The sequence below is a fragment of the Oligosphaera ethanolica genome (assembly GCF_030814695.1).
Taxonomy (GTDB): domain Bacteria; phylum Verrucomicrobiota; class Lentisphaeria; order Oligosphaerales; family Oligosphaeraceae; genus Oligosphaera; species Oligosphaera ethanolica.
Genome location: NZ_JAUSVL010000001.1, coordinates 4,634,231 through 4,661,191, shown reverse-complemented (window position 1 = coordinate 4,661,191; position 26,961 = coordinate 4,634,231). Strand labels below are relative to the sequence as shown.

Annotated in this window: 21 protein-coding genes; 8 read left to right on the top strand and 13 right to left on the bottom strand. The window is 58.3% G+C overall.

The window, feature by feature from the left end; translation table 11 throughout:
- Positions 1 to 67: 67 nt before the first annotated feature.
- From J3R75_RS16410 to J3R75_RS16375, 8 genes are all read right to left on the bottom strand, one after another.
- Positions 68 to 1,507, bottom strand: coding sequence for an O-antigen ligase family protein (locus J3R75_RS16410; protein WP_307263828.1), 1,440 nt, complete (start codon positions 1,505 to 1,507; stop codon positions 68 to 70).
- Positions 1,508 to 1,682: 175 nt separating this feature from the next.
- Positions 1,683 to 2,636, bottom strand: a complete 954-nt coding sequence (locus J3R75_RS16405) for a polysaccharide biosynthesis/export family protein (RefSeq protein ID WP_307263826.1) — start codon at positions 2,634 to 2,636, stop codon at positions 1,683 to 1,685.
- A gap of 366 nt (positions 2,637 to 3,002) precedes the next feature.
- Positions 3,003 to 5,036: a GumC domain-containing protein gene (locus J3R75_RS16400; RefSeq protein ID WP_307263824.1), complete on the bottom strand. Its 2,034-nt coding sequence runs from the start codon at positions 5,034 to 5,036 to the stop codon at positions 3,003 to 3,005.
- Positions 5,037 to 5,167: 131 nt separating this feature from the next.
- Entirely contained in the window at positions 5,168 to 6,301 is a 1,134-nt protein-coding gene (locus J3R75_RS16395; protein WP_307263821.1) for a hypothetical protein, read from the bottom strand.
- Between the two features lie 30 nt (positions 6,302 to 6,331).
- The gene (locus tag J3R75_RS16390; protein ID WP_307263819.1) at positions 6,332 to 7,678 is read right to left on the bottom strand and encodes a glycosyltransferase; all 1,347 of its coding nucleotides are present in this window, start codon (positions 7,676 to 7,678) and stop codon (positions 6,332 to 6,334) included.
- A gap of 80 nt (positions 7,679 to 7,758) precedes the next feature.
- Positions 7,759 to 8,514 carry a sugar transferase gene (locus tag J3R75_RS16385; RefSeq protein ID WP_307263817.1) on the bottom strand — a complete coding sequence of 252 codons (756 nt, stop codon included), beginning with the start codon at positions 8,512 to 8,514 and terminating at the stop codon, positions 7,759 to 7,761.
- A gap of 42 nt (positions 8,515 to 8,556) precedes the next feature.
- A complete protein-coding gene (locus J3R75_RS16380; RefSeq protein WP_307263813.1) occupies positions 8,557 to 8,883 on the bottom strand; it encodes an Hpt domain-containing protein in 327 nt (108 codons plus the stop codon).
- A gap of 48 nt (positions 8,884 to 8,931) precedes the next feature.
- Positions 8,932 to 10,569, bottom strand: coding sequence for a SpoIIE family protein phosphatase (locus J3R75_RS16375; protein ID WP_307263810.1), 1,638 nt, complete (start codon positions 10,567 to 10,569; stop codon positions 8,932 to 8,934).
- 11 nt (positions 10,570 to 10,580) lie between these two features.
- Between J3R75_RS16375 and J3R75_RS16370 the strand changes: the two genes are divergently transcribed.
- From J3R75_RS16370 to J3R75_RS16360, 3 genes are read left to right on the top strand one after another with little or no spacing between them, the layout of a single operon-like run.
- Positions 10,581 to 10,910 (top strand): hypothetical protein, encoded by a 330-nt coding sequence (locus J3R75_RS16370; RefSeq protein ID WP_307263807.1) that lies wholly within the window; start codon positions 10,581 to 10,583, stop codon positions 10,908 to 10,910.
- On the top strand, positions 10,903 to 12,123 hold the full coding sequence (locus tag J3R75_RS16365) for an HD domain-containing protein (protein WP_307263805.1): 1,221 nt from the start codon (positions 10,903 to 10,905) through the stop codon (positions 12,121 to 12,123). Before J3R75_RS16370 ends, J3R75_RS16365 begins: the two co-directional genes overlap by 8 nt.
- A gap of 41 nt (positions 12,124 to 12,164) precedes the next feature.
- The gene (locus J3R75_RS16360) at positions 12,165 to 13,301 is read left to right on the top strand and encodes a 1-deoxy-D-xylulose-5-phosphate reductoisomerase (RefSeq protein ID WP_307263802.1); all 1,137 of its coding nucleotides are present in this window, start codon (positions 12,165 to 12,167) and stop codon (positions 13,299 to 13,301) included.
- A gap of 213 nt (positions 13,302 to 13,514) precedes the next feature.
- Here J3R75_RS16360 and J3R75_RS16355 read toward each other — a convergent pair whose 3' ends face one another.
- The 3 genes from J3R75_RS16355 to J3R75_RS16345 all read right to left on the bottom strand — a co-directional run bounded on the left by J3R75_RS16355 (position 13,515) and on the right by J3R75_RS16345 (position 17,285).
- A complete protein-coding gene (locus J3R75_RS16355) occupies positions 13,515 to 15,332 on the bottom strand; it encodes a hypothetical protein (RefSeq protein ID WP_307263800.1) in 1,818 nt (605 codons plus the stop codon).
- Between the two features lie 143 nt (positions 15,333 to 15,475).
- Positions 15,476 to 16,663: a tetraacyldisaccharide 4'-kinase gene (gene lpxK, locus J3R75_RS16350; RefSeq protein WP_307263797.1), complete on the bottom strand. Its 1,188-nt coding sequence runs from the start codon at positions 16,661 to 16,663 to the stop codon at positions 15,476 to 15,478.
- A 334-nt stretch (positions 16,664 to 16,997) separates the two neighbouring features.
- Positions 16,998 to 17,285, bottom strand: a complete 288-nt coding sequence (locus J3R75_RS16345) for a hypothetical protein (protein ID WP_307263794.1) — start codon at positions 17,283 to 17,285, stop codon at positions 16,998 to 17,000.
- Between the two features lie 229 nt (positions 17,286 to 17,514).
- Between J3R75_RS16345 and J3R75_RS16340 the strand changes: the two genes are divergently transcribed.
- The 5 genes from J3R75_RS16340 to J3R75_RS16320 all read left to right on the top strand — a co-directional run bounded on the left by J3R75_RS16340 (position 17,515) and on the right by J3R75_RS16320 (position 24,956).
- A complete protein-coding gene (locus J3R75_RS16340; RefSeq protein ID WP_307263791.1) occupies positions 17,515 to 18,462 on the top strand; it encodes a lipoate--protein ligase family protein in 948 nt (315 codons plus the stop codon).
- A 310-nt stretch (positions 18,463 to 18,772) separates the two neighbouring features.
- Positions 18,773 to 19,654, top strand: coding sequence for a sugar phosphate isomerase/epimerase family protein (locus J3R75_RS16335; RefSeq protein WP_307263789.1), 882 nt, complete (start codon positions 18,773 to 18,775; stop codon positions 19,652 to 19,654).
- Between the two features lie 140 nt (positions 19,655 to 19,794).
- Positions 19,795 to 22,392, top strand: a complete 2,598-nt coding sequence (locus tag J3R75_RS16330; RefSeq protein ID WP_307263787.1) for a prolyl oligopeptidase family serine peptidase — start codon at positions 19,795 to 19,797, stop codon at positions 22,390 to 22,392.
- 6 nt (positions 22,393 to 22,398) lie between these two features.
- The gene (locus tag J3R75_RS16325) at positions 22,399 to 23,673 is read left to right on the top strand and encodes a glycosyltransferase family 4 protein (RefSeq protein ID WP_307263785.1); all 1,275 of its coding nucleotides are present in this window, start codon (positions 22,399 to 22,401) and stop codon (positions 23,671 to 23,673) included.
- Positions 23,670 to 24,956, top strand: coding sequence for a hypothetical protein (locus J3R75_RS16320; protein ID WP_307263781.1), 1,287 nt, complete (start codon positions 23,670 to 23,672; stop codon positions 24,954 to 24,956). Before J3R75_RS16325 ends, J3R75_RS16320 begins: the two co-directional genes overlap by 4 nt.
- Positions 24,957 to 24,986: 30 nt before the next feature.
- Here J3R75_RS16320 and J3R75_RS16315 read toward each other — a convergent pair whose 3' ends face one another.
- Together J3R75_RS16315 and J3R75_RS16310 are read right to left on the bottom strand one after the other, a co-directional pair.
- A complete protein-coding gene (locus tag J3R75_RS16315) occupies positions 24,987 to 25,964 on the bottom strand; it encodes a hypothetical protein (protein WP_307263779.1) in 978 nt (325 codons plus the stop codon).
- Positions 25,964 to 26,944, bottom strand: a complete 981-nt coding sequence (locus J3R75_RS16310; RefSeq protein ID WP_307263776.1) for a hypothetical protein — start codon at positions 26,942 to 26,944, stop codon at positions 25,964 to 25,966. Before J3R75_RS16310 ends, J3R75_RS16315 begins: the two co-directional genes overlap by 1 nt.
- Positions 26,945 to 26,961 lie beyond the last annotated feature (17 nt).

Sequence of the window (26,961 nt, the reverse complement as noted above, 5' to 3'; positions counted from 1 at the left end):
TTCAGATCAACACGTATGTGAGGTTAGCTGCCCGCCCATCACCAAACCTTGCCGCTGCTTTTTCCCGTCAATGCCCAGACCCCTGCGGGGACTGCGCGGGACGAGAACGTGGCGGAGTCGACGGCCTGGTGCGCTCGCCGCGAAGAGGGCGAACCTGCCCCGGCAGCGGCTCCGACAAGGGTATTTCCCCGCCAATCACTGACATGATCATGCTCACTGCAGAGATAATGGCAAAGATCATCATGAGTTCATAAAACGTTGGCGACTGCTTCAACACCCACTCCAGCATGGACTGCCCATACACCGACAAAAGTCCACCGCAAATGCCGGCCGCCAGGTAGTTGATGTTTGTTCGATAAGTCCGGAACCAATTCACCACATTGATGAACCAGAAACCGCCAAAACACAGAATCAGGAAACCCAGACCAACCCAGCCGCACTCAGCAGCGGTCATCAGGTAGATGGTTTCAACCAGGCCGTCCTTGAAATCTTCGTCGTAGTTGAGTTCCTCTCGGTACTCGGCGTAAGTAAAAGGCGGATTGATCTTGATCCCCCAGTTGTTAATGCCCACCCCGACGAACTTCTTGTCGTTGGCCATGTTGATCGCCGCTTTGGCCAAACGCAGTCGCGTCAGTTTGGATGATTCCGGCGCCCGCTCAAAGCGGGCAATTATCCGCGGCGCCATCTTCAGCAACCCCAACGTGGCACAAGTGCCAATGAACAACACGATCAACACTTTTCGTTTGCATATCCGGTGCCCCAACGACAACAGTAGCGCCACCGCACAGCCAATGGGGTAAAACAACATCGCCCCGCGGGAAAAGGTGAAGAAGGCGATGGCACCGCTAAACACAAAAGCCGTGGCGTAAAACACGCTGTCCCACAAGGTGTTGCGTTCCTCAAGCCAACGAGTCAGAAATAAGGGTCCAATCATCCCCATGTACATCCCGGCGGTGTTCTGGTGGGCAAAAATGCCCGGCGTCTGAAAACGGCCCTGCAAATACTTCTGATTGATGACCACCACGAAAGCCCACATCACCACCGCGCCAATGCCCTTCAGTATGGGCTCGATATCGCGGGTGAAATATAGATAGTTGGCAATCACCAGGAAGCATATCCACATCATCAGCATCTTCCATAACTCGAAAATGGAATACAGCTGATTAACAGCGTTGCTGAGCGACAGCGAACACCAGAAAAAATACAACAGATAGAGCCAGCCCCCGCGCGGCAAGAACCGGAAACGCTGGCGGTAAATCAAGAGCAGCGCTAACATAAGCGACCACAGCAGCATGTCCGCAACGGTAATTTCCATGCCGCGAGCGGTGCCCCGGTAGGTCTCCGCTGGAAAAAAATTCAGCGACAGGCGAAAGTTTTCATGGCTCAGGAAGACGGCGGTAAAGACGAGCCAACGCAGAACAAAGCGTTTGACATACGCCAGCCCAGCCAAGACCGGCACGCCTGCAAACAGCGCAATGCCAAACAGGATGTATTTGAGGCTCTCCATGTGCAGTTGCGTTCGTCTCCTGTCGCCGCCGTTGTACCCATCTTCCGGATATGCATTGACCGCTGGATCAGGCCCTACCCCCTTCGTGTCCGCCGGCCGGCCATGTGGATCAGCGTCATCATGACCAGATGAAAGTAGAACAAGCGTCACGCAACGGCAATTGTTCCTGCTCTCGCTAGCGATTGTCCATCCAAATGACCGGGCTGAGCAGGGCGTTCATCAACTGTGCGGTCGGCATGAGTTTGCGCACAAAAACATTGTAGGCCGACATCTTGTCCTTTGGCACGTAAATGATGTCACCCGGCAGCAAGGACGCATTGGCAACCGTGCCGCGAAAAACGCCGTCGACATTGACCTTATAAAAGTTGATGCCCTCAACCCCACGCCGAATCACCACCGCATCGTGATAATACTCATCCTTGAGCCCCCGGGCATTGGTGATCGCCTCTATCAACCCCATGTTTTCATACCAAACAATGAAACAAGGCAGGTGCACTTCGCCCAGCACGCTCACCAGCTTGTCCGCCCGGCTTGAAATATACACGTAATCACCAGGATGGACCTCGATATTGTGCAAAGGATCGCCGGTCTGAAAGGCGCGATCGAAATCAATAGGTATGACCCGATCACCCCGGATATAAATGGACGTGCTGAAATCGGCGACTTCGAACCCCTGGCCGTTGAACAGCTCCGTCGGCGTACCCCGAGCCGACGCCAGCAAATCCCGCAGCCGAAATCCCTTGCTTACCGGGTAGAGGCCGGCGTTGTTCACCTTGCCCGCAATCGTCGCACTCTGGCTGGCAATGCTGATGATGAACATGGCGACTTTCGGATACTTGATATAATGCTGGTAACAACGCTCCAACTCTGCCGTCGCCTCCTTCAAGGTCATGCCGCCGATCTTTACCGGGCCAAGCAGCGTTACCGATAACTCGCCGTCCGGGGACACCATCACGTCCTTGGTTTCCAAATCCAGATAGCCATAGACGGACACGCGGTAGACATCACCAGGGTTGACGCGGTATTCCGGATAGGGCTGGTTGTAAATCTCTTCCAGCAACTTCTGCCGTTCCACCACTTCCTGTTCAGAACGCGGCGCCTTCTCGGCTATGGCCGGCAGCGGCACCATTTCATCATACTCCTTATTGATCTTACAGCTGCTCAGCATGATCAGCGGCAACAACAGCAACCGCAATAGCTGGAGGTATGTCCTGGCTTGTGTGTTCATAGTCTTCTTCACCCTTATTCTCAGTCAAGGCCAGCAAATCCCGCCGGAAACCAATCGCAACCGCATTATGCCACCTTTGCCGAGGAGTCAGCGCCGATGACCTGCGCGCCACGCAGCTGCCTCGGCGTCGGCAACCCACCAGTGTCACAACACCCAGCCGGCAGCCGTAACAACACCACTTTTTCATGGCCATGCCAGCCAGTCACAACAACACCACACTGCACTATGCACGATGAGAGCACCCCAGAAGCCGCACTGCCACAACCATCAGCCGCCGCTATTTTCACCCATGAAGACACGCCAATATTTCTTCTTCACGCCAGTCAGTATGCCACCAATCGGAATGCCGCTGAGCCGCTCGTCACTGAGCAAACGCCGTAACGACATCTTCTTCTCAACCCCAAAAGACGCCAATACAACCGTGTAGTCAACCATGCGGCAGAACTGCTCGGAAAGAACCCCAACCGACAACTTGGGCATTTCCCGTTCAATCACGACCACACCATACTGCCTCTCCAGTTCAGTCAAATCAGCATTGAGTAACTCCCACTCCGCCGGCGTCAACACCAGGGGATTTTCGCAGTAAAAGTACCCGTGATTGCCAAATTTCTCAATGGCAACCATGCCTTCATCAGGAATGCGCTCCTTACCCTGGCCAGTCCTTTCCTTCTGCTCCTCGCGCGCTGACATAGACAGGCATTTCAGCCAGAAGACCTGCAGGCCGTTCGTGCCAAAATTCATGTTCCAGCTCGCCCGCAACTGATTGATCATGGGATTGGGTGACATCTGGCAGAGGAAAATCCGCCGTCCCTCGCCAAAACGCTGACGCATCTGAATGAAGACATTGTGGAGGGCAGCGTCTAACACGTAAGCGCCCACTTCGCTGTCCACGGGGAGCATGCCCAATTCATCCATATCACTCACATAGTGGAAATCACGCGGGCTCTTGATTGTGCCAAGGATAACCTCGTGCGCTATCAACATAGCCATCAGAAAAAACAGCATAAAGCTGGCACCCGCCAATGACAATACCATGGTCTTTTTGGTGTTGATGGACGGGGCGCGCGGCACCGATGCCGTATCCAGTATGGACAAATCCGGCACCGCCGAGTTGAGCAACAGTTCCATGTCGTTGATCGTCCCATCCAATTGGGTGATGCTCTGGGTAATGGACATCATCTTGCGCTGCACTTCCTGATATCCGGCAGACATGTCCTGCTGAAGTTTGACCACCTTGCGCAACTCGTCCAGACGCGCCTTTTCCACATCGATGCGCTTCTGCAGGGCAACGCGATCAATTTGCGCCTGGAGCAACCGCTGTTCCAAGGTGGTATATACCGTGTTGATGGTGAAGACTTCCTCGTCTAGGCCCTTCTCTTTGTTCGCGGCCTCTTCGAGCAAGCGCTGCCGGCCATCAATCTCATCCTGTAAAACCCGAATCTGGGGGTTGTTTTCAGTGTACTGCTGCTGCATCGTCACCAGACGCCCACGCAGACGGCTGAGCTCGGTATCGCTCCCGCCCACTATCCTGCTGAGCATCCTGACTTCCTTGTCAATACCGGCCATCGCCTTTACCGTTTCTTCACAGGCCACACCAAGGCGCACCACCTCAGTCTCGTCGACCGCCAATTGCATCATCAGCGCGGTGATTTCATTGCTGAGGCGGTCCAACTCCTTATCAGGCCGCAGAAGACTGCCAGGTACAGAAAAATTCGCCAAGGATTTTTCCAGCTCATAGAGTGAATCCTGAAGGCGGATGCGACGCTGTCGCCGCTCCATCAGCATGCCCTGGAGAGTGCCGTTCTGCAACTCAATGTAGGCATTGAGCCCTTCTTCCGCCACGGCATTGGCCAGAGCAGCTGCCATCTTGGCATCGCTGTAGGACGCCCGCACGGTGATGACGCTCGGGCGATTTTTCACCAGCTCGACTTCAATCAGACCGCCAAGGGCCGCCGCCTGATCGCCAGAAAGCTGCATGCGCTCAGCCGCCTTGCGCAATTGCGTGCTGTTGCCGATGATCTCCGCGATAACTTTCGTGTCAATCTGCTTGTAAAAGCTCGGTACACGCTCGGAGCGTATCTGGTGGAACAGCTTGACTTCAGCCTGCCAGCGGCGCATGGAATGGAGGCTCCGGCGCTGCATCGCGACGTGACTGGTCAGCGCAATCGCGATAAACACCGCCAAGAGCACCAGTGACCAGCGTTTCAGCAGCAGGGCCACCACCCGCCAATCGAAACGCCAAAAAAAATCCAGACTCGGGGAGCCTTGGACTGCGATCTCGTTGGTGACAAATTGGTCCATATCTTCCGCTTACTGGCTTGTCAGCCCTTATGCCCTCAAACGGCGCCCCCACGCACAAGAATCAACCTGATAATGTACTGCGTGTTCATGATTTTCCTACTCAACACATGCACTAATCCCGTGCCTTGAGGTCAATTGAAACGCTGCCAGCGGCGGAAATACCAGTCCAGTCCACCGTCTGACACCCAACAGGGGCCAAGCTCCCCGTTGAGGATACCCGTCAAGGTCAGCAGCAGCCAGCATTGCGGCGGCATGAAACAACCCGTACCCACGCCGCCAGAAAGCCCATATGCCACATTCTGCAGCCAGTTTATCCACCAGCGCTGCCTACCACCGACAGCCGCCAGCGCCCGGCGCAAGCCCTGACCATCCTGGCCCGTGGCGGGGCTGCCACTGAGTTCCATTCCCCGCTCAAGACTGGCCTGCCACAACTGTCGCAAGACGGGCAGCAGCTCGCTGGCAGCCCGCAGCGAGTCACCATGCGGTTGCGCCTTGAACGCCGCTGCCCGCCGATAATGCTCGGCCAGCTGTTCGCCCCTGACACCGGGCCAATAGCGCCGGGCCCAAGCCACCAAGTCCGCCTCCCGGCGGTTCAGCGAGTAGTCGTAGCTATGCGACATGATGAGCAACGCGTCGCCGCAACCCAAAGCACATTTGTGCAGATTCCGCCAGATGAAATCGCGACTTGCATCGTCGTCGCGTTTCTCCGCCAGGCGCCTTTCCGCCAACAGCAGCCCCGTGCCACGATTGAGGAGCAGGCGCAAACCCTCCAACGCCGGCAGGTCCTGCGCAGCGCACACCGGTATTCGCTCTAGCGCCCGGCCATCCCCCCATACCAGCACATGCCCAACGCGTAATTCCTGAAACATCAAGGTCACGGGCATGGATGACAGAGTACTCAACTCCCGCACCGGCGCAAAATCCACCTCAATGCCCAGACGCGCCGACCAAGTCTCTGCCAGGCCGGCCAGTGACGCGTCCAAAGAGCCCCGGGACTTTCTATTCAGGCCATCGCTGAAAACAAAAAAATCAAGATCATTGTAGGGCAGACGCCGGCCGCCTCGCTCCAGGACCCCGCCATCACCGCGGCCGTACCCGCCACCGAGAAACACCCCAGTCAGCCCCGGCCCCGGCGATAGGGCCGCAATATCCTGCCGCAAGCTGACGAGCATCTCGGCGATAAGCGCGTCAACCGCCGGATCACGAGTCATCGTGAAACTGCTGCGGGCATCATCCAGACGCTCGTTGCCAAGTAAGCTGCTCATACCGGGCTTGCTCCTCGCCAGCGGACTTCATTAATAGCCGCGGCCAACAAAAAAACGGCCAACCATTATCTTCATGAGACACTCCAGAACCATCAGTGAACTGCGATTATGACGGAAATAACGGTCGTCCAGCGCCCGCTGCATGGTGCTGGTGACCTTGTTACGGGTATCCGAAAAACAAAACACCCCTGGACGATAGGCCGTCTCGCCGTCATCCGGAACCCGGTCCACTGAGTCGCCCATCAGTCGTAAATCGCCGGTCACGACCATCCACAACATCCAGTATTTGTCCAAACTGCATTTATAAAAATACAGATCACGGCGATTGCCCATGTTCAACTGGTACTGGCGAAAGTAACGACCGCGGTGACGCTGGCTGTAGAAAAAACATGGCTCGGAAGGCATTTTCTTCAAAAGACGCAAACATGCGTACGCCGGCGACAGCAGGATGATCAGCAACGCCGCAGCTAGGGCATCCATGACCCAGCGCATATAAAAATCCCAGGTAAAACGACGCATGTCCATGGACAAGGATTCATCGCCAAGGTTGAGGACGACGCCGATGCGCGGGTCGATGATACGGTCGCGACAGACGATCTTGTGCTCAAGCTCAAGGTCACGCCCGATGTAGGTGCTGTCAAAAACAATCGTTTCCCGCAGATGCGACCCGCTGTCAATCATGACCTCGTCGCCAATACTTACCAGTCCGTCTAAGTACACGCCGTCCCCCAAACGCACGTTGTTGCCCATAAGTACAGGCGCCTTGACCCGGGCGCTCGCCGGTATCACCACATTCATGCCGGTGCATATGCCCTTTTCCACGTGGTAGCCCGGTATCGGAAACATCCCCTCTTCCGCAGCCAACACCCGACAGTTGCAGCTGTGATAGTCGGCAAAGGTGCGAATCTGCATCACCTCGCCAGCCAGGCGTTGGCAATGATCTTTGCCCAGAAAGAACAACCCGCTCGGTAGCGGTGTACTTGCCCAGGAAACCTCGTCTTCAATGGTCAGCTGCGCAGCTGATAGCGAACGAAAATCGACAAATGGGAAGATTGTGCCGTTGAACCACAATACGGGCTCGGTTTCCAGAAACGCCGCATGACGCCGACTCAGCTCACCCAGACTGGAATAGCTCTTGGCGCCAATGTAGCTCAGCGACACCGACCAGCGTTCGCCGCTGCCCAGAAAGCTGGCCATCTCCGGCGCAAAATCACTATCCAGTATTAAGATGGACCTAATACCCACGCTGCAACAAAAATCAATGTAATATTCGACCAGCGGCTTGTTGGCAACGGGCAACATCGCGGAAGATATCCCGCTGAAGCCATCACTCAGCCCTTGCTCTTCAAGATTGCCAAGGCATATCAATGCTTTCATCGGCTTTCACACGTCCTTTGCCCAATCACTCACCACCCCGCCGCCAGTCTGATCACCTGCAGTCAAAGTCAACTGGCACCTCAATAAGCACCCTTGCCAAAAATCACCGCTGGTATCGTTTTGAGCAATATCCACAGATCCTTGCGCAAACTTTGACTATGTATATACTCCTTGTCGAGCTGCACCTGCTGCTTGAAAGGAATGTCACTGCGACCAGACACCTGCCAGATGCAGGTGATGCCCGGCATCACATGCAGCCGCTTGCGATCTTCCAGCGTGTACTGCGTCACCTCATCGGGCAACGGTGGGCGCGGACCAACCAGACTCATGTCACCAGCCAGTACATTGAACAGTTGCGGCATCTCGTCAATACTGTAGCGACGGATAAAACGACCTATGCGCGTCACCCGTGGATCGCGTTTCATCTTGAAAATCACCCCGTCAGCAGACTGGTTCTGCTGGTTCAAGGCGGCTTTGATCCGGTCGGCATTCTCATGCATCGAACGGAATTTGTAAAACTGGAAGTGGCGACCGTCCTTGCCCACCCGCACCTGGCGGTAAATGATGCTGCCGCCATCCTCCAACTTGATCAGCATGGCCACGACAAGCAACAGCGGCGAAAGGACGACCAACGCGGCGAGCGACCCCATAATATCAATGAAGCGCTTCAGCCCGCGAGCAAAGGCCAGCGTGCTATCCCATAGCACCAGTTTCATGGTGTTGGGACGAGGCTGCTTCTCACGAGCAAAAATCTCAGCCACAATGGCCTGACGCCGCCGCTGCTCCTCTGCTGTGGCGGTGGCACTCGCAACCAGGGCTGATGCCTTTTTTTTCATTTTTTGGGGCGACTTCCGATCGGTCAACACACAACACTCAAACTACAGCGTTTCCTGCAAAAAAACCTCACGCAGTACCAACAGCTCGCCCAAAAGCTTCTTGCCCGCAGCGACATCGCCCCCTTTCAAGGCATACTCAATGCCGCGACAAACTTCAAAAAAGGGCTGGGCACCGATGTTGGCCGAAGCGCCTTTCATGGCATGCGCCACCCCGGCGGCCTCCGCTATGTGGCCACTTTGCAGACTCTTCTGCAGCAAGGCCGTATTATCGTTGAGTGACTCGGTATAAGAGTCTATGAGCATGACAATAGTCTCATCGTCATCAAGCTCAAGTTTCTCTATGATATACTGACGAATCTCAGCCTTCATCACAACTCCTTTGCCTTCCACCCAGGAATCTGGCCTACTGGGTCGTCTTCAGCTTTGGACCGACCATGGCTGGGCGCTCCGTATCAAAAACTCGGTCTGATTCAAGCCATTAAAATGCTTGCGCATGATATTGCTGCTGATCGTACGAATGATGGCCAGACCGCGGCCCGAACTGGCCATGGCCTTGTTCTGCTGCTCAAAGACATCGGCGGCGTCCCTTGAGAGCTGCAACTTGTCCTGGTCGCTTTTCGGCTCCCGGTCCAGCACTGTGACAAACACCGTGTCGGGCTCCCGTAGGCAGATCTGAACCAAAATGCCCGAACGCAAACCGGGCCTGTTCGCGCATTCATACTCAATGACGTTGTTGAGAAACTCGCTCAACAGCAACTCAACCCTGGTCGCCAGCTCGTTGTCATGCGTCCGTTCTTCCACAAAACGCCAAAAATGCTCCACGCCGCGACTGACATCGCCCTTGCTCAGGTTGATCAGTTGCAATATGTTGTCGTCCCCCTTCGGCACGCCACGAACCTCCACGATGCAGACATCGTCAGGAACGATGTTGTAGCCGATCTGGTCAAGCGCGCTGCGGAGCAGATACGGCAGCGGCAAAAAAGTCGATTTTTCCATGAGTGAGGTCAACAAACTAAGCAGCAACGGCGTCGCCACCGTCTCTTCCCGATCGTTCTTCAAGTCAATCAAGCCGTCCGTATAGCCGAGAATGATATCGCCCGGGTCCAATTCGTAATAGACGTTGTCCTCTTCTTGATAAACTGTACGAGCAAACCAGCCGACGGGGACGCCGCCCTTGTCGCCCATGTCAATCTCATAGGCTCGCTGCTCACGCCGAGAACAGCAGATCAGCCCTGGATGGCCGGCGCTCTGAAACACCAGACGCTGCTTGGGATAATCGAAAATCGCCACCAGGCAGGTCATGTAACTGCCACCACTGAGGTCGTTACAGAAAAACTGGTTGATGCGATTGAGAATCACATTGGGCAGCCACGCCTGCTCGACCATCTCCAGGCGCAAGGCCTTCAGAAACGACTGGATCGCACTCATATACAACGCCGACTGGATGCCATGGCCGGCAATGTCAGCCAGAAACAGCAGGTACTTGCCCGAGCCCAGCTCAACCAGATCAAGACTGTCACCCGATATCCTAAAACAAGGCTCGTACAGATAGGTCGTCAGCATGTGCTTATTCAGAGAACACCAGGGCGGCAACAACACCCGCTGCACCTCGCGCGCCAACAGTAGGTCCACATTGAGCTGCTTGTAAAAACGCGCCGCGTCACTCTCCTCGCGATACACCCGCACCGCATGCTCAATCTTCTCCATTAGCTGTTTTTTCTGAAACGACTTGTTCAAATAGTACGAATACTGGTCATCGGAAATACGGTTGATCAAAGAGCTGTTGATGTCGTCAAGCAAAGACGTCAAAAAAATGATCGGGATCTTCTGATTGTATTCCCGAATCAACTTGCGCACTTCAAAGCCGTCAATGGACCCAAGCATGACATCCAGCAAAATCACGTCAAAGTCATGCGTCTTGAACTCCTTAACCGCCTGCAGCGCGTTGTCGCAAGTCGTCAGATTGTAATTCTCATTGCGCAGGCAGGATTGCAGCAACACCAAGGAAAACTTTTCGTCATCGACTGCCAGAACGTTGTAGGTCTGATTTGTCATGTGTCGCTGCTATGCCTTTGCTGCTGTTTGCCAATGACACCATTGCTGACCCAGTGGCCTACGCGTCCCCCTCGAATCACTGCCTGCTCACCGCCGACAAGGTTACCAGTCTAATGTATCCGTTCGCGCATCAGTATACAACAATTCCTGCCTCAGTCCAAGCAGCAGCAACGCGTTTCCACACTGTTTTCGCCGCCCGCGCTTTTTTCCTCCAAACGACCGCCGTGACGGGCTTTCCGGATTACATTGTTCGGCACGCCTCCTATCAGCGCCCGCCCGCCCGCGTCGCCGGAGCCTCCGACCATCACAAGCAAGCAAACAGGGGCAGTTACCATGCCTAATTCTCTCTCGCCATCACTGCTGGAATTGATCTACGATGCCGCCAGCATCCGCCGCTGGAATGACCAGATCAACCCCATGGACTTCACTGAACTGGACAAGCAGGCCCATAAGATGATCATCGCCTACGTCCTGGCTAAATTCGAAGAAGAACAGGCACCCGGCTCCATCTCCTGGCTGCGACTCATCGAAGGCGGCATCTTCGAAATGTTTCATCGCATCGTGCTCACTGACATCAAACCACCGGTCTTCCACAAAATGATGGCCGAGAAGGGCCACGAACTCAACTGCTGGGTCCTGCAGCACCTCGAAAAACAGACCGCGCCCATCCCCGGCGGCTTCCGCGACCGCATGGAAAAACACTTCTTCGATCCAACCTACGCATCACGGGAAAAACGCGTCCTCAAGGCCGCCCACTTCCTAGCCACCCAGTGGGAATTCAACATCCTCTACAAAATGTGCCCGTTTATCAAAGGCATCGAACAAATCCGCCAGGAAATTGAAGACCAGATCGAAGACCACTATGACCTCCTCGGCGTGCAGAAAATTTCCCTGGGGCGCAAGACCGCCGGCTTTGTCGATCTCTGTGGTCAATTGCGTTTTCAGAAACGCTGGTCGCAATCACCGCGCATTCCCGCCACGTCCGTACTAGGCCACATGCTCGTCGTCGCCCTGCTCTCGTATCTGGCCCTCAACGAAGTCGCCGCCTGTGAACAACGCCTGATCAACGGCTTCCTGGCCGCACTGTTTCACGACTTGCCCGAAGTCCTCACCCGCGACATCACCTCGCCCATCAAGGAAGCCGTCGAAGGCCTTGATGGCATCATCAAGGAATACGAACGACGACAGATGGAAGACCGGCTCCTGCCCCTGCTCCCCAACGCCTGGCATGCCGAAATCCGCTATTACACCTTGGACGAGTTCAGCAACCGCGTCAAAAATGCCCAGGGCATTCGCAGCAACCTGAGCTTCGCCGACCTCGAACGCGACTACAATGATGGCCACGACATGCCTGTCGACGGCGAAATCATCCGCTGCTGCGACCACTTGGCAGCCTTTATCGAAGCGTCCTTGTCTATCCGCCACGGCGTCAGTTCAAAGCACCTCCTCGAAGGCTCCGAACGCCTCTACGCCATGTACGAACAGCGCCAGGTCGGCACCATGAATTTCGGTGAGGTGTTCAGACATTTTGCCCCGAGAAAAAACCACGCCTGAACCCTAGTGCCTGTATCCACCACGCCACGTTACGCTCATCCATGTCAAAACGACTAGCCATCCTCGGATCCACCGGCTCCATCGGCACCAATACCCTCAAAGTCGTCGCCGCCCATGCCGACCGCCTACAGGTCACCGGCCTGGCCGCCGGCCGCCAGGGCGACATGCTGGCGGCACAGGCTCGCTCCTGCGCGCCAAGCTGGGTTTATGCCGCGTCGCCTGACGCCCTTGCGGGCAAGGATCTCCCACCACACTGCCGCGTTCTCACGTCGCCGGACGAGCTGGTCGCCGCCGTCTGCGCCGACGATGTGGACACCGTGCTCTGCGCCATCGTCGGCACCGCCGGCCTGCGCCCCGTCCTGGAAGCCATCAAGGCCGGCAAGGACATCGCCCTGGCCAGCAAGGAAATCCTCGTCATGGCCGGCGCCCTGGTCAGCGCCGCGGCCGCCAAATCCGGCAGCCGCATCCTGCCGGTGGACAGCGAACACTGCGCCGTCTTCCAATGCCTGGATCTGCACCCGCGACACGAACTCGCACGCGTCATCCTCACGGCCAGCGGCGGGCCATTTCACAATCGCCCCGAGGTCGATCTCAGCCGCGTCAGCGTTGATCAGGCGCTGGCTCACCCAACCTGGTCCATGGGACGAAAAATTACCATCGACTCGGCGACGCTCATGAACAAGGGCCTGGAGCTCATTGAGGCTGGGTGGCTCTTCAACATCCCGGAAGACCGCATTGACGTCGTCATTCACCCACAGTCCATCATCCACTCCATGGTGGAATTCCGGGATAACAGCGTCCTTGCCCAAATGGGCTATCCAGATATGGCCCTGCCCATCCAGTACTGCTTGACCTATCCGGAACGCCTGCCCAGCCCTACCGTCGCAATGGATTTCAGCAAGTCCCTGCAACTGTCCTTTGCTCCGCCGGACAACGAACGCTTCCCGGCTCTCACCCTCGCCCGGCGCGCTATGCGGGCGGGCGGCGCCATGGGCGCCGTCTTCAACGCCGCCAACGAAGTCGCCGTCGAACGCTTCTGCCAACGGAATATCGCCTTCTCCCGCATCGCTGACATCGTCGCCAAAACTATGGACGCCTGCGCCAATGCCCCTGGCAAAAATCTCGCGGAAATCCTTGCGGCTGATCAACGGGCACGGGCTTGCGCCGCCACCGCGTAACACCACCGCACAGAAAACCCGTCCGCAGCGATCCCAACTCACCAGTCGATCACACTTCCATCATGCCTCGGCGTGTCCAGGCAACCCAGGGCTGAAAACGCTCAACCAGGCATCACCACAGACTGCAACCGCCTCCCAGACCCGGTGCCGGGCACAATACGGCCCAACCGCTCTCCGGCCAACCCCGCAGAGCTGACGCGATAGTCTGTCCGCTCAGGCCGTGTATACGCCATTCTCATCCTTGCCGAAGATGCCTTCCGGCGTCTCGACCTGGATGCTAATACCCTCTTCGTTGACGTCAATGCCCGTCAGGAAGGACATGGCAGCATCCTTGGTCTCAGCACGATATTTGTAACAGCGGATGAAACCCTTCTCGCCGGCAAGTTCTTCCACGCCGAGATTCTCAATGTGCAGGTCAGATTCAGAAGCCAATTTCTCAACGTCGGGTATGTCAAGAGACACAAACGGCTCCGTACTCACCTTGAAATAAACCGCCCCTGGCTCCTCGGGCATCACCGCTGACGCCTCCCGCCACAACGCATAGCCGAATTTCGTCCCGCCAACAAAAGCAACCGCACCCTCTAAGTGAGGATAAACACCAAAAAGAATGTCCCGCGCGCATTTCAAATCGCCACTGCCCGATACCTGGATGTAAGACAACTTCTGCAACGCACGATTCGCATCAGCTATGCTCGGAAACATGTAGGCGACATACTTGAAATGATCTGGATCGGCATCCGCCTGCTCCCAAAAATCCTTCTGTAACTTGCCCTTGCCTTCAAAAAATTTCTTGAAGGTGTCATTTTTCTCCCGGCTTTGTTTGCGGTTGTGGAAAAACCAGCCGCCTAAGGCCAGCAGAACAACGACCAGAAAGACTCCCAAAACGACCTGGGGAGACATCAGCGTGATCTCCTTTTCCTCCACCACCGCTCCTTGGTTCGGTGTCGCCGCCTGGGTCGCCGCCTGCCGCCGGGCTTCGGCTTCCGCTGCCAGACGGGCCTCATCGGCAGCCTTTTGCCGTGCTTCATCCAAAGCCGCCTGCTTGCGGGCCTCCTCCTCAGCTTTCGCTCGCTGTTCCCTCTCCGTCCGCTCTTTGTTGGACTGCTCAAAAGCCAGCAGGGTCTCCTCCGGGTTGGGGCGTTCGTGGCTTGGCGAGAAAAGACCCTTCAGAAACTCCGAGACTGCCTGGTCCTCCATTGTCTTTATCGCCTGCTGCCGCGCACGCTGCGTCGCCAGCGCCAGAACACGCTGCTTCTCACTGCGCATCTGCGTCGCTACGCGTTGCAACAACGCCATGGGCTCAAGCCATTCGTCCTGGTAGAACGTGTACCCAGCGCGCTCGTTACGAGATATAAAGAGATTGCGCTGCTGCATTTTCACCACCGAGCCATTTTCTTCCTCATAGCGCTGGCGGCTGTCGTACAGCTCGTTCCGGCGCCGCAGTATCCACTCCTTGCGCAGACGTCCAGTCGCTTCGGGATCGAACTTGAGCACCTCCGCTTCATTATTCTCAACCCGCATCATGTCATGAATGCGTATCCGGGCATTGCCAACACGGATAAACGCGCCCATTTTACCTTGGTAAATACCCTCAACTGCCGCCGGATACTGAGGATTGGGCATGTAGACAACAACCACTTTGTCACCCGGCCGGTACAGCGGATATGCTTTTTCTGCTTCCTTTTCCAAGTCCTTGTCGGAAGGAAACGGTATCGCTTTCTGGCTCATCTCCAGGAGAATCTTTTCGCTGGCCACCAGCACATCCTGTTCGGTCAAGAGCTCACCGGTCGCCCGCGCCGCCAGACGCCCACACTGGCTGGAAAAATCCTTGAACACCGCCGCCGCTGCCTGCTCGCTGCTCTGCTTCAGCCCTATGTGCTGGAAATAGTCGTCAAGCAGAGACTGAGCAATCCGCACCCGCTGCTGAGATATCTCACCAGCCTCCCAGAATGCCCCCCACGCCGGCAACGCCACCACCAGCAGGAAACTACAGGACAACCAAAGCCAAGTCTTTTTTGCACAAGCGGACATAGCTACCCTATCTCTTTCGTTCACATCGTCGTGGCTTACCCATATCGACAGGTTTTTCGACATTATTTATAGTGTACGCCCTGACGAGTATTTTTTCTCGCCACAACCAGTCCTTTTTCACACAGATCAACGACCCGGTCACCTCAGCTCAGACAGATGCGGGTGATACACTTGTGAAACGCATCCAAGCCACTGAGGATCTTGATCTCGACCCGCAAAAAATAAAATGGCGGAATGTCCACCGGCAACGGCGGCAGCCGAACCGCGTCCTTCTCCGTCGTTACCAGGTATTCCGCTCCCTGACGTACCGCCTCGGCACAAAAATCCAGCAACTCGCGCTCATGGTAGCGGTGATGGTCAACAAAACGCTTGCGATACACAATCTCACCACCCAGCGCCGTTAAATAATTCTCAAAACTCTCAGGCACCGCTATCGCGCTGATCGCCGCCACCCGCCGACCTGACAGAACCGCCAATTCCTGCCGCTCATCTGTCAACACATGTTGGAGATAACAAGGTTCATGATTGCATTCAATGATCTCGGCTCTGGGATTGCAGCGCCGAAAAAAACGCCGCAAATGCCGCAAGTGCGTCCCGCCGTTGGATTTCGTCAGAAATATATAGTCCGCCCGCCGCAGATTCTTGATGGGCTCGCGCAACAAGCCGCAGGGCAGCGCCTCGTGGTTATGAAAGGGATTGGTCGAATCGACCAGCAGGATGTTGATCCAAGGGCGAAGACGCAGGTACTGGAAGCCGTCGTCCAAGATCAACGTATCAGCCTGAAAATGGTTGATGGCGTACTTGCCACCCTTGACGCGATCCTTGTCTACAACCACCGCAACGCCCATGCTGCCATTCCTGGCCACCAGGTTCCTCGCCAGCATGTAGGGCTCGTCGCCCGCCTGGCTGGAGTCAAGCAGCACCCCCCGACCATCAGAGACGACCTTCGGCGGCACGCCATCCTGTTCATTCAGTAAACGCGCCCGCAGGCGCTCCCAAAAAGGCCGGGGCTTGCTGCGATAGCCGCGACTCAGTATCGCCACCCGTCGCCCACGACCGGCCAAGGTTCGCGATAACAGTTCGACAACCGGAGTTTTACCGGTACCGCCAACCGTCAGATTGCCGACACTAACCACAAAACAGCCTAGGACATGCTGCCGCAGCAACAAATTGTCAAACAGGGTGAGACGCAACTGTACCACATTGCGGTACGCCCGAGACAGCAAAAACAGAAAAACACGGTAACAGCGATCAAGACGGTTGCGATTGCGACCATTGATGATCTCTACCGTGTACTGCTCAGTCCGTTCCAGGATGTCCCGCAAACTCATTATCTTTACACCGGGGCTCTTTGTCTTCAGCACTGCTCACAATAGGCAGTGATCCATTGTTTCTTCTCAGGCGCGAAGCTCCGTAATGTATCCCCTGCCAGCCAGAGCGCCAACAGCCACACCCCGCATTCAGCAGACAGCCAGTAATCGTTCACTCATTGATAATTGAGCCGTAGAGCATCAGGCGACCCTCGGCGCGCCCGTCTCCCAGCCGTGGGGCGGGTTTTCAGCCCGCGACGTCGCCAGAGCCCAGCCTGCGTCCCGTCGCGCGCCCGTCCCCCAATGCGTCGCGCGTCCGTCTCTCTGCCGTGGTGCGGGCGTCCCGCCCGCACCGTCACGAGAGGTTAGCTCCTCGCACGACACCCGAACAGCCCCACGCTGACGTTCCCGACCTCCTATGAAACCTGCTGCCGCAAAGGTCGGCGGAAATCAAGGTCGAATGGCTGGGCGGCGGCGGGCCGTGGGTTTCCTGCAAATTGTCCCCGGTGTTTTCCCCACCGGGGTGGTTACTCCTATGAAACACGCTGCCGCAAAGGTCGGCGGAAATCAAGGTCGGATGGCTGGACGGCGGCGGGCCGTGGGTTTCCTGCAAATTGTCCCAGCGAAGCGCCGGGGTGTACACTGACCGATTACCCGCCGTACCTGCCAGCGCTATATCACCTTGGCCTTTTGCAGCCACACGTTGTAATAACGCGCACGAACCAATCCGGGTGGTTCTTCCGAATATGGGAGAAAAACGACCATGCGGCAAGACGAGTGATTTTCCCGGCACAACGCAATCGTGCTTGCAATGCTGCTGCGCAGCAAAGATATTAGGCAAAAAACACCGCTTCACCACTTACCTTCCTCTCATGCAGATACTGTTCTCCAGCGAAACCGACCCGACCTTGAATGCCGCCATCGAAGAGCGGCTCTTTCGCGCCGCCCCGCTGAAACCTACCCTGCTATTCTACCGCAATGCGCCCGCCGTGCTACTGGGGCGAAACCAAAACCCCTGGCAAGAATGCAATATCCGTTGGTGCCGCAGCAACGGCGTCGCCATAATTCGCCGCCTCTCCGGCGGCGGCACAGTCTTTCACGACCTTGGCAATCTCAATTATGCCTTCATCGTCGCCCGCAGCGACTACGATCAGCAGCGCTACCTGCAGTGCATCAGCGACGCCCTGCAGGCCGCAGGCATAAATGGCGCCCGCCTCTGCGAACACTTCAGCATCTGGGTCGGCGACCACAAAGTCGCCGGTTCCGCTTTCGCCCTCAGCGGCCGCGCCGCACTACTTCACGGCTGCTTGCTGGTCAACACCAACCTCGAACAGCTCCATCAGGCGCTTCACCAGGACCCGCGCGACCATTTCATCGCCGCAACCGTCGCGTCGGTCCGCGTGCCGGTCAAAAACCTCTGCGACATCAACGACGCGATTAACAGCACGACTATCCAGAACGCCATCTGCGTGACTGCACGGACCTTGGGCTTCACAGGCGAGGTCGCCACTATCGCCGCCCGCGACTTCAGCGACGACAGCGCCTTCGCAACCGCTGTCAGAAACTTCGCCAGCGACACCTGGACTTTCAGCCGCACAGCCGATTTCACCCTCGAACGCCAATGCCCCAGCGGCAGCGCGAGCCTCGATGTGTCCCTGGGACGAATCAGACAAGCAATTCTGCGCAGCCCCGATGGCTGCCATAATCTGCCCCAACTGCAGGGACTCAGCATGGAAGACGCGCTCGACACCCTCGAACTCCTGCACGCTACCGACGACACGGAAAACACAACACCACAAAACTTCGCCGCGTTCCCTTGACCAGGGCTATCGCCACCAGCCCCGGCATGGCCGCGACCGGACGGACGCGGAAGTTGGCGGCATCGCCCTCCCGGGCGAAATTCAGGCTGTATCACCACTAGACATTGCCCTCGCGTGCCTGCGCTCATGAAATTAACGTCGCACCGCATCATAAGCCATCCCCCGGCGAGCAACGTCGGCTCTCGCCGGCACGCTTGACAAGCAGCCATGAATTGGATACACTATCCGCTGCCTCTTTTCCCTCGCCGGCACATCGCCATGGCGACTACAGTAACCCTTACCGACTTTCGACCCAGCCAAGGAGATCAGCATGATTATCGGCGTCAGTTCCTACAGCTTCAGTAGACTGGTCAAAAACGGCCAGATGAAACAAATCGATGTCATCGCCAAAGCCAAGGAAATGGGCTTCGATGCCATTGAATTCTCAACCCTGGCCCTCCCCGAAGGCAAAAGTCTGCCCGATTTCGCCGCCGAATTGCGCGCTGAAGCCGACAAGGTCGGCATACCCATCGTCAACTATACCATCGGCGCCGACCTCCTCGCCGGCTCCGGCGGCGACCTGCAAAAGGAAATTGACCGCGTCAAGGGCGAAGTCGATGTCGCCGAAATCCTCGGCGTCCCCGGCATGCGCCATGACTGCAGCGGTGGCCGCTTCCCTGACAACTGGCAAGGCGCCAAAAGCTTCGACGCCGCGCTGCCGCGCCTCGCCGAAGGCTGCCGTGCCATTAGCGAATACGCCGCTGGCAAAGGCATCAAAACCATGATCGAAAACCACGGCTATTTCTGCCAGGACAGCATCCGCGTCGAAAAACTGGTCACGGCCGTCGCCTACCCCAACTTCGGGCTGCTTATTGACATGGGCAATTTCATCTGTGTCGATGACGACCCGGCCATCGCGGTCGGCCGGCTCCTGCCCTACGCGTTCCACTGCCACGCCAAAGACTTCCACCTCAAGCCCGGCACCATGCCCCACCCCGGCAGGGGCTGGAATCAATCCCGCGGCGGCAACTGGTGGCGCGGCGCCATCATCGGCCACGGCAACGTACCCGTCCATCAATGCGTGCGCATCCTGGCCGCCAAGGGCTACCAGGGTGTCCTGTCCATTGAATTCGAAGGCATGGAAGACGTCCTCACCGGCATTGCCATCGGCCAGGAAAACCTCCGCCGCTTCGTCGCCATGGCGCAAAACTAAGCTGCTAGCAAGCGCCACGGGCAGCCGGCCCCCCCACCTGCCCGCCACTTCTGTAGTCGCTCCCCGCCGGCCGCCGCCGTCACGACACTCACCGCCATGACGGCGCGGCCGTTGTGATATTCTGCCAAGACGGACCACCTATGCGCAACCCATTCGTAAAACGCCTTTCGTACATCGCCGGCATCATCATCTTCGCCCTCATCGCCTACGGTATTGGCAGCGCACGCGCGCAAAAAGCCCGCAATGCCGGCGATAACAAGCAACCGCCACCAAAGGCACCCAGAGTCTGCTCCGTCCGCCAGGCCCGCCGCTATGCCGATTGGCTGCGTGCGCTATCCCGGGCCGAGCGCTGCCGCGCCTGGCAAGACCGTTCCGCAGGCGCCCGTCAAGCCGCCTGGATCATGTCCAAAGCACAGTACGCTCTGGAACAGGCCACAGTTGACAGCGACCCAAAGGCCCTCCTGGATCCCAAGAAACGCCAGCTGCTGGAAGACTACTACCTGCTGCTGCTGCGGGCGGCGCACCAGAGCCGCCAGGGCGTCTCAGCCATCGCTGAAGAAAAAGGCTCGCGGCTACGCGCATACATCTCGCCCATCGACCACAGCATCCAAACCTACTCCGTCAGCATCCCCGGCGCCTACGACCCGGCAGTGGCCTGGCCGCTCATCGTGTCCATGCACGGCCATGGCTGGTTTCGCCCTTTCCAGGGCCATCCGGCACCCAGCTACAGCGGGGCTTTCTGCCTCTCCCCGCAAGGCCGCGGCTCCACCGACTACAAAGACCTCGGCGAAGATGACGTCCTCAGCGCCATCGAGGAAATCAAGCGCGACTACAACATCGACCCCGACCGCGTGTACCTCACCGGCGGCTCCATGGGCGGCACCGGCGCCTTGCACCTCGGCGTGCATTACGCCGACCAGTTCGCCGGCATCTTCCCCATCGTCGGCAACGCCGACAACCTCGCCTGGTCTCTGCGCTGGAGCTGGAACCGACCTTTCCCCGGGCGTTTCCACAGCCTCCGCCACTGGCTGCAGGAGGGCCACACCGCCCGCGCCTTCGCGCAAAACCTCTTCAATCTGCCCACCTACATCCTCTCCGGCTCCGGTGACACCATCGTCCCCCCCGAGCATTCCCGCTTCATGACCCGGGAACTCCGCGCCCGCGGCTACCGCGTCGAATACCGCGAATATCCCGGCAACGGCCATGGCGGTTTCCCGGGCAGCGCCACCGGCGAAGGCCTCGCCTGGACCTGCAGCTGGACGCGCGAGCCCTTCCCGCGCACGGTCACCTGGAAGGCCGCTCAACTCAAACACGGCAAAGCCTACTGGCTGCGCATGGAACAGTTCGCCAGACCAGTCGAATTCGCCACCATCGACGCCAAAGTCGATGCGCAGAACCACCTGACCATCAACACCAGCAATCTCCTCGCCCTGTCCTGCCAACGACCGACGACGCTGTTCAGCCACGGCAAAGACATCACCCTCAGCATTGACGGCCAGACCCTGCGCATCGCCAACGACCTCGCCCCCGACCACTGGCTCACGCTGCGCCGAGATCCTACCCACGGCTGGCAGGAGCAAATCAAGGTCAGCATGCCCACTCTCAGCAAAAAACGCGGTTGCGAAGGCCCCATTCATGAGGCGGTCCTCGCCCCATTCGTCCTCGTCGTCGGCACGCAATCGCCTTATCCCGCCATGAACGATGCCTGGCAACGCGAAGCCAACAGCTTCGCCAACGAGTGGAAACGACGCAATGGCGCCCCCTGTCTCAGTATCAAGGACACGGATTGCAGCGCCGAAATTATGCAGAGCCGCAACCTCATCCTCTTCGGCGGCACCAGCGACAACGCCATCAGCAACCAGCTCGGACCATTTTTCCCCCTCGCTGACATCACCACGCCGCTGCGCGCACAAAATATCGACCTCGACCGCGACGACATCGGCTTCATGCTCATCTACCCTAATGTCAGCTACGCGCCACACCGCAGCGTGGTCATGCTCTCAGCACAGTCGCCACAAGCCGCCTTCCAGTGCTGGGGACGCTTCGGCAACTGGTTCAACTGGGGCGTCTTCGATTCCAAAAAATACTTCGACTACGCCATCTATGACGCCCGCTCCGCCTCGCCGGAGACCATGCTCCTCGTCGGTTGGTTCGGCAGCGACTGGCAAGTCGAATCCGGCAGCTGGTTCACCGGCGTCAATGACCTGCGCGAACTCATGGCACCGCAGCTCTTCCCACAGTGGCAAGACGCCAGCCTAGTTCACGATACCACGCTGGCGTTGGTCGATCTCATGCCCAAGCGCATCGACCAGATGCGCGGCGCCATCGGACTGGGACGCTCCTTCTGGGGAGACAAGCTCCAGACCGACAAAAGCATCGGCCTCCGCGCCCCCGCCACCATCGAATATGACCTGCAAGGCCGTTTCCAAAAATTCAGTTCCGGCATCACTCTCCTCAACCCCCGCGAAAGCGGTATCAGCCAGAGCCGCAAAAAAGACGAAGCGGTCCGTTTCACCGTCTATGGCGATGGCAAGAAGCTTGCCGAAAAAAGCGTCCGCTGGTCTGACCTGAACGTCATGCTGGAGGCCGACATCATCGGCGTCAAGCAGCTGAAGCTGGAAGCCAGCCCGGCCGGCGGCCCCGCCTGGCTCCACATGGGCTCGGCCTGGCTCAAGCCTAGCGTCAGTCGCGCCCTTGCTGGCGCGCCGATCAGCAGCAGCAGCACCGCTGCGGAGTAGTCCACCATGACCAACCATCCACGCGCAGCACAGCAAACCACCATTCTGTTCTGCCTGGATTTTTACTACCCGCACGTCGGCGGCGCCGAGATTCTCTTTCAGAGCCTCGCCGAGGGTCTTGCCGCACAGTCATACCGGGTGCTGGTCATTACCCAGGCCATAGCCGGCGCGCCGTTGCAGGAAGAACACAACGGCGTTAGCATTATCCGCGTCCGCACGGGCGGCTGCCGCTACCTCTTTCCCCTCCTCGGCCTGTCCAGCATCCTACGCTTCGCCCGCCAGGCCGACATCATTCACGCGACGACCTTCGCCGCCGCCCCGGCCGCCTGGCTCGCCGCCCGCATCTGCAAACGCCCAGTGGTCCTCACCGTCCACGAGCTCTGGATCGGCAAATGGCAGCGCGTGTCCGATGCCGGCGCGCTGTCCAACTGGCTCAATGACATCATTGAACGAGCCCTGTATCTGTGCCGCTATGACCACATCGTCGCCGTCTCCGCGGCGACAGCCCGCGATCTGCGTCAACACGGCATCGCTCCCGAACGCATTCACACCATTCACAACGGCATTGACGACGCCTTCTGGAACCCCGCCCGGCATCACCGCGACCCAGCGCTGCGCGCTAAGCTCGGACTCGATAATGTCTTCGTCTTCTTTTTCTCCGGCCGCCCCGGCCGCTCCAAAGGCCTGCCCCTGCTGCTCCGAGCACTGGCCCGGCTGCGCGACGAAGGGCGGCCGGCCCGGCTGCTGGCCATCGTCAGCACCGCCGCAGCTTGCCGCGAGGGCTATCGCGACATGCTCAGTCTGCGTGACGAACTCCGGCTCCAAGACGCCATGATCCTGCTGCCACCGCAGCCCTACGCCGAACTGCCAAGCTACGTCATGCTGGCCGACACCGTCGTGGTGCCGTCGCTCTCGGAAGGCTTCGGCTTCGCCGCCGCCGAGGCCTGCGCCCTGCAACGCCCTGTCATCGTCACCGACAACGCCTCCCTGCCCGAAGTCGCCAGCGGCAAGGTCATCACCATTCCCCCCAACGACGTCGACGCGCTGGCCAACGCCATGCGCCAGGCTATGGCCGGTCAGTTCCAGCAGGTCCCCCCACGCCAGTTCCCACGCCAGGCCATGATCGACGCCCATATCGATCTCTACCAGTCCATCCTTGCCCGTAACCCAGGCAAAGGGGCACCCGCCGCCCATACCGCCACCGACCAGGCTCATACCAACAACGACAAGCACCCCGCCGCCCAGGCCGCCACCGACGATACTAGAGGGCCGCAGTCATGACCCAGACCCGACAACACATCACCAGCACCGTCATCCTGGCTTACATCGCCCTGCTCTTCCTCTACATTCCCCTGCGCGGTCAATTCTTCGCCGCCGACTTCCTGGCGCCGGTCATCGCCATCATGCTCCTCGAACGCCGCGTCCTCCTGGCATTGCGGCGGCGACCCTACCCGGCCTTGCTGGCCTTCCTGGCCATCGCCGCCATCTCCACGCTCTGCCACGCCATCAGCCCCAGCGGCGACAATGGCTACAACCTCGCCGTCTTTCTCTACCTGGCAGGCCTGTTCGTTTTCGTGCGCGAAAACCCGCCACCGCCAGCTCTCCTGCTGCGTTGTGGCGTCATCCTCTGCGGGCTGATTCTGCTGGCTTGGCTAGCCGAACTCACGGCATTCATCGCCTGCGGCCGCGGCAGCCTGGGCTTCGCCTTCATCAGTACGCAGATGGACGGCACCGCCATGAGCTTTCTCGCCCGCCGCTTCGCCTTCACTTTCCAAAACCCCAATACGCTCGGTTCCTTCTATGTCCTGCCGGTCGCCATGGTGCTGTCCGGCCTGGCCCCCCGCGCGCGACATTTCACGCTGCGGCAATGGCTGCTCTGTCTGCTTGGGCTTGGCCTGTGCCTCCTCCCGCTCGTCCACAGCTTCAGCAAACACGCTGTCCTCACCGGCGCCGTTATGCTGGGCTTTCTGGCGGACGCCTGCCGCCCGCGTTGGCCGCGGCTCAGCCGCTGGTCTTGGCTGCTCATCATCGCCGTCGGCCTCATCTGCACAGCCACCGTGCTTTGGGTGGTCTTTCCCCTCAAACCGCAATGGCCCGTCATCAATACCACCAGCGGTATGTACATGATCCACCAGAATATCTACGCCAAGATGGCCACGCACACGCCACGTGGCTTCCTCATCGGCCACAGCCCAGCCGAAATCGCCCGGCTCTACCCCCAGCTCGCCGATCACAACGCCATTCGCAACACCCTCGAACACTACAACGCCGTCGCCGTCCTCGACAGCTTCGCGGCCTTCATGGACCCCCACCAGGAATACCTCAATATCCTCAGTCTCTTCGGCGCTGGCGCCCTCGCCGCCATGATCGCCTTCTGGATCAGCAGCGGCGTCAAAGCAACCACCATGGCGAGATATTTTCTCCTCGCCCTGGCCTTCTGCTGTCTCTGGGACGACCTCCTCAGTAAACGCTGGCTCTGGCTCGCCGCTGCCATTCTCCTGCAGAATAACAGCGACGATAAAAATGAAATGCCCCCGGCAGCAACAACGCTCCCGGAGGCGTAAGCAAAATTCACTCGCTTCTCTGGCGCGCTCCTATTCCGGATCCGCCAGACGCCAGGCCGGTTTCTTCCGGAAAGGCTCCTTGAAGCGGTTCGTGATCCGGCCAGTCTGTTCCAGGTGCATCATGCAGGCGCGAATACAGCCCGACGATCCTTCCAGCGCCCGCGCATACCAGTACTGCGACGGCAGCTTGTACTGCTGCGCACGACCCACCACATCCGCAAAGCCCTTCTGGTCCTCTTCAGTCACCGCGAAGGGATTGTGCTGCGGCGACGCCCCGCAGAAATAGCGGCTGCATTTGCTGTAGTCGATGTTGGCCCACTCAATGACCTGGCCGTCAATCTCCACCCGCACGCAGTCCTTGCTGTCCACCGGCATGGCATGGCCAGTGCAAGCCCGCGCGCACTGCTTGCAGCGGTCGCAGATCGTCCCGGGCTTGACCACCGGGTCGTACTCGAACTCGGCGTCCGTCAACAACAACGCCAAACGCTGCCGCGGACCAAATTCCTTGGACAGGAACATCTTGCTCCAACCTATCTCGCCCAGCCCCGCTATCACCGCGCCCAAACGCATGTGATGCGCCACGTTCGGGTAAGGATAGCCCGCCTGCACCGGCCGGCTGAAATTAGGATTCGGAGTATCCACGGCACCCGGTCGCTGCCCGGCCATGTCGTTGTTCGTCCACCCCAGATGATTGGGTATGGGCATCGTGTCATAGCCCTGGTCTTCAATCCAGCGGCAGATATCGCGTAGCGCCAGCGGCTGCCGAATGCAGTTGATGCTCGCATAGCCCACGCCCGAGTAGTTCGTGAAAAACGTCCCCTCTTCCGTCCCGCGGAATACTCCGCGGAAATGCCGGAAGCCCAAAGCAATCACCGACTTGCAGCCCGGCAGGGCATAGCGAATATCCATCTGTTTGGGACAGCCTTCGTAACGGCTGGTCGGTCCAACCGCCACAATGTCCGCGCCCGCTTCCAGAGCGCATTGTTTGAGCAGTTTTGCACTTAACATCAGCAGTCTCCAAAGGCTTTGTTGAAGGTGTTCTTGAGCACGCCGCGTTCTTCCAGATGCGCCATGCAGGCTTGGTGACAGCCTTCCATGCCGCCCAGGGCACGGCCACTCCACACAATCGGCGACAATTTGTAATTGCGCGCCGCCGTATAGGGCTGCTGATTGAATCCAACCTGGTCTTTCTCCGTCACCATGAAGGGATTGTGCGATTTCTCACCACCACCATGATAGGCCACGCTGCATTTCGCAAAATCAAGCTTGTTCCAGCTCAGTTCGCGCCCAGCAATTTTCACTGACACCTTCTCTGTCGCCGAGATGGCGCAGCCCGGACATTTGGCCACACAGAGCCCGCAGTGGTCGCAAAGCCCACCCGCATACAGCGGATCGGGATCAAGCTCGGCATCCGTGAGCACCACTGCAAACATCTGCCGCGGACCAAATTCAGGCGTCAGAAATACGCCGCTGTCACCAATCTCGCCCATGCCCGCGCAGTAGGCCGCCAGACGCATCTGAAAATAAATGTCCGGCGCCGGCCGACCATCGTCTTTCACCGGCCGACTGAACTGCGAACTGTCCTTGCCGTAAAATGACGGGTTGACGTCAATGAAGTCCTGCCCCATCTCATCCGGATTGATGCCGTCCAGATTGCTCCAGGGAAAGTTGTCCGGTATGGGCGATGCCTCATACCCGGCGTCTTCAAAAATGGTGCAGAAATGCCAGAGAGTAACCGGCTGGAACACCCACTTGTTGCCCGCATAGCCCATCATACTGAATGACGCATACTGCGTGCCGGCCTTCATGCCCCGATAGAGCCCCCGAAACAACCGGAAACCCAACACCACTACCGACTTGGCCTCCGGAAAGGCCGAAAGCGGGTTGTAGCGTGCCGGCAACTCGGCAAAACGGTCCGCCGAGGCGATGCCCACTATGTCCGCGCCCGAACGCAGGGCATGACTCTTCACCATCGTACTGGTCAGCATCGTAGGGTCCTTTCTGT

Excerpts from the sequence above, each read along its gene's own strand:
- J3R75_RS16335 (WP_307263789.1), top strand. The coding sequence starts at position 18,773 with ATGATTATCGGCGTCAGTTCCTACAGCTTCAGTAGACTGGTCAAAAAC.
- J3R75_RS16360 (WP_307263802.1), top strand. The coding sequence starts at position 12,165 with ATGTCAAAACGACTAGCCATCCTCGGATCCACCGGCTCCATCGGCACC.
- J3R75_RS16340 (WP_307263791.1), top strand. The coding sequence starts at position 17,515 with ATGCAGATACTGTTCTCCAGCGAAACCGACCCGACCTTGAATGCCGCC.
- J3R75_RS16410 (WP_307263828.1), bottom strand. The coding sequence starts at position 1,507 with ATGGAGAGCCTCAAATACATCCTGTTTGGCATTGCGCTGTTTGCAGGC.
- J3R75_RS16405 (WP_307263826.1), bottom strand. The coding sequence starts at position 2,636 with ATGGTGCCGCTGCCGGCCATAGCCGAGAAGGCGCCGCGTTCTGAACAG.
- J3R75_RS16395 (WP_307263821.1), bottom strand. The coding sequence starts at position 6,301 with ATGAGCAGCTTACTTGGCAACGAGCGTCTGGATGATGCCCGCAGCAGT.
- J3R75_RS16385 (WP_307263817.1), bottom strand. The coding sequence starts at position 8,514 with ATGAAAAAAAAGGCATCAGCCCTGGTTGCGAGTGCCACCGCCACAGCA.
- J3R75_RS16380 (WP_307263813.1), bottom strand. The coding sequence starts at position 8,883 with ATGAAGGCTGAGATTCGTCAGTATATCATAGAGAAACTTGAGCTTGAT.
- J3R75_RS16315 (WP_307263779.1), bottom strand. The coding sequence starts at position 25,964 with ATGTTAAGTGCAAAACTGCTCAAACAATGCGCTCTGGAAGCGGGCGCG.
- J3R75_RS16355 (WP_307263800.1), bottom strand. The coding sequence starts at position 15,332 with ATGTCCGCTTGTGCAAAAAAGACTTGGCTTTGGTTGTCCTGTAGTTTC.
- lpxK (WP_307263797.1), bottom strand. The coding sequence starts at position 16,663 with ATGAGTTTGCGGGACATCCTGGAACGGACTGAGCAGTACACGGTAGAG.
- J3R75_RS16330 (WP_307263787.1), top strand. The coding sequence starts at position 19,795 with ATGCGCAACCCATTCGTAAAACGCCTTTCGTACATCGCCGGCATCATC.
- J3R75_RS16390 (WP_307263819.1), bottom strand. The coding sequence starts at position 7,678 with ATGAAAGCATTGATATGCCTTGGCAATCTTGAAGAGCAAGGGCTGAGT.
- J3R75_RS16370 (WP_307263807.1), top strand. The coding sequence starts at position 10,581 with ATGCCTTTGCTGCTGTTTGCCAATGACACCATTGCTGACCCAGTGGCC.
- J3R75_RS16325 (WP_307263785.1), top strand. The coding sequence starts at position 22,399 with ATGACCAACCATCCACGCGCAGCACAGCAAACCACCATTCTGTTCTGC.
- J3R75_RS16320 (WP_307263781.1), top strand. The coding sequence starts at position 23,670 with ATGACCCAGACCCGACAACACATCACCAGCACCGTCATCCTGGCTTAC.
- J3R75_RS16310 (WP_307263776.1), bottom strand. The coding sequence starts at position 26,944 with ATGCTGACCAGTACGATGGTGAAGAGTCATGCCCTGCGTTCGGGCGCG.
- J3R75_RS16365 (WP_307263805.1), top strand. The coding sequence starts at position 10,903 with ATGCCTAATTCTCTCTCGCCATCACTGCTGGAATTGATCTACGATGCC.
- J3R75_RS16400 (WP_307263824.1), bottom strand. The coding sequence starts at position 5,036 with ATGGACCAATTTGTCACCAACGAGATCGCAGTCCAAGGCTCCCCGAGT.
- J3R75_RS16375 (WP_307263810.1), bottom strand. The coding sequence starts at position 10,569 with ATGACAAATCAGACCTACAACGTTCTGGCAGTCGATGACGAAAAGTTT.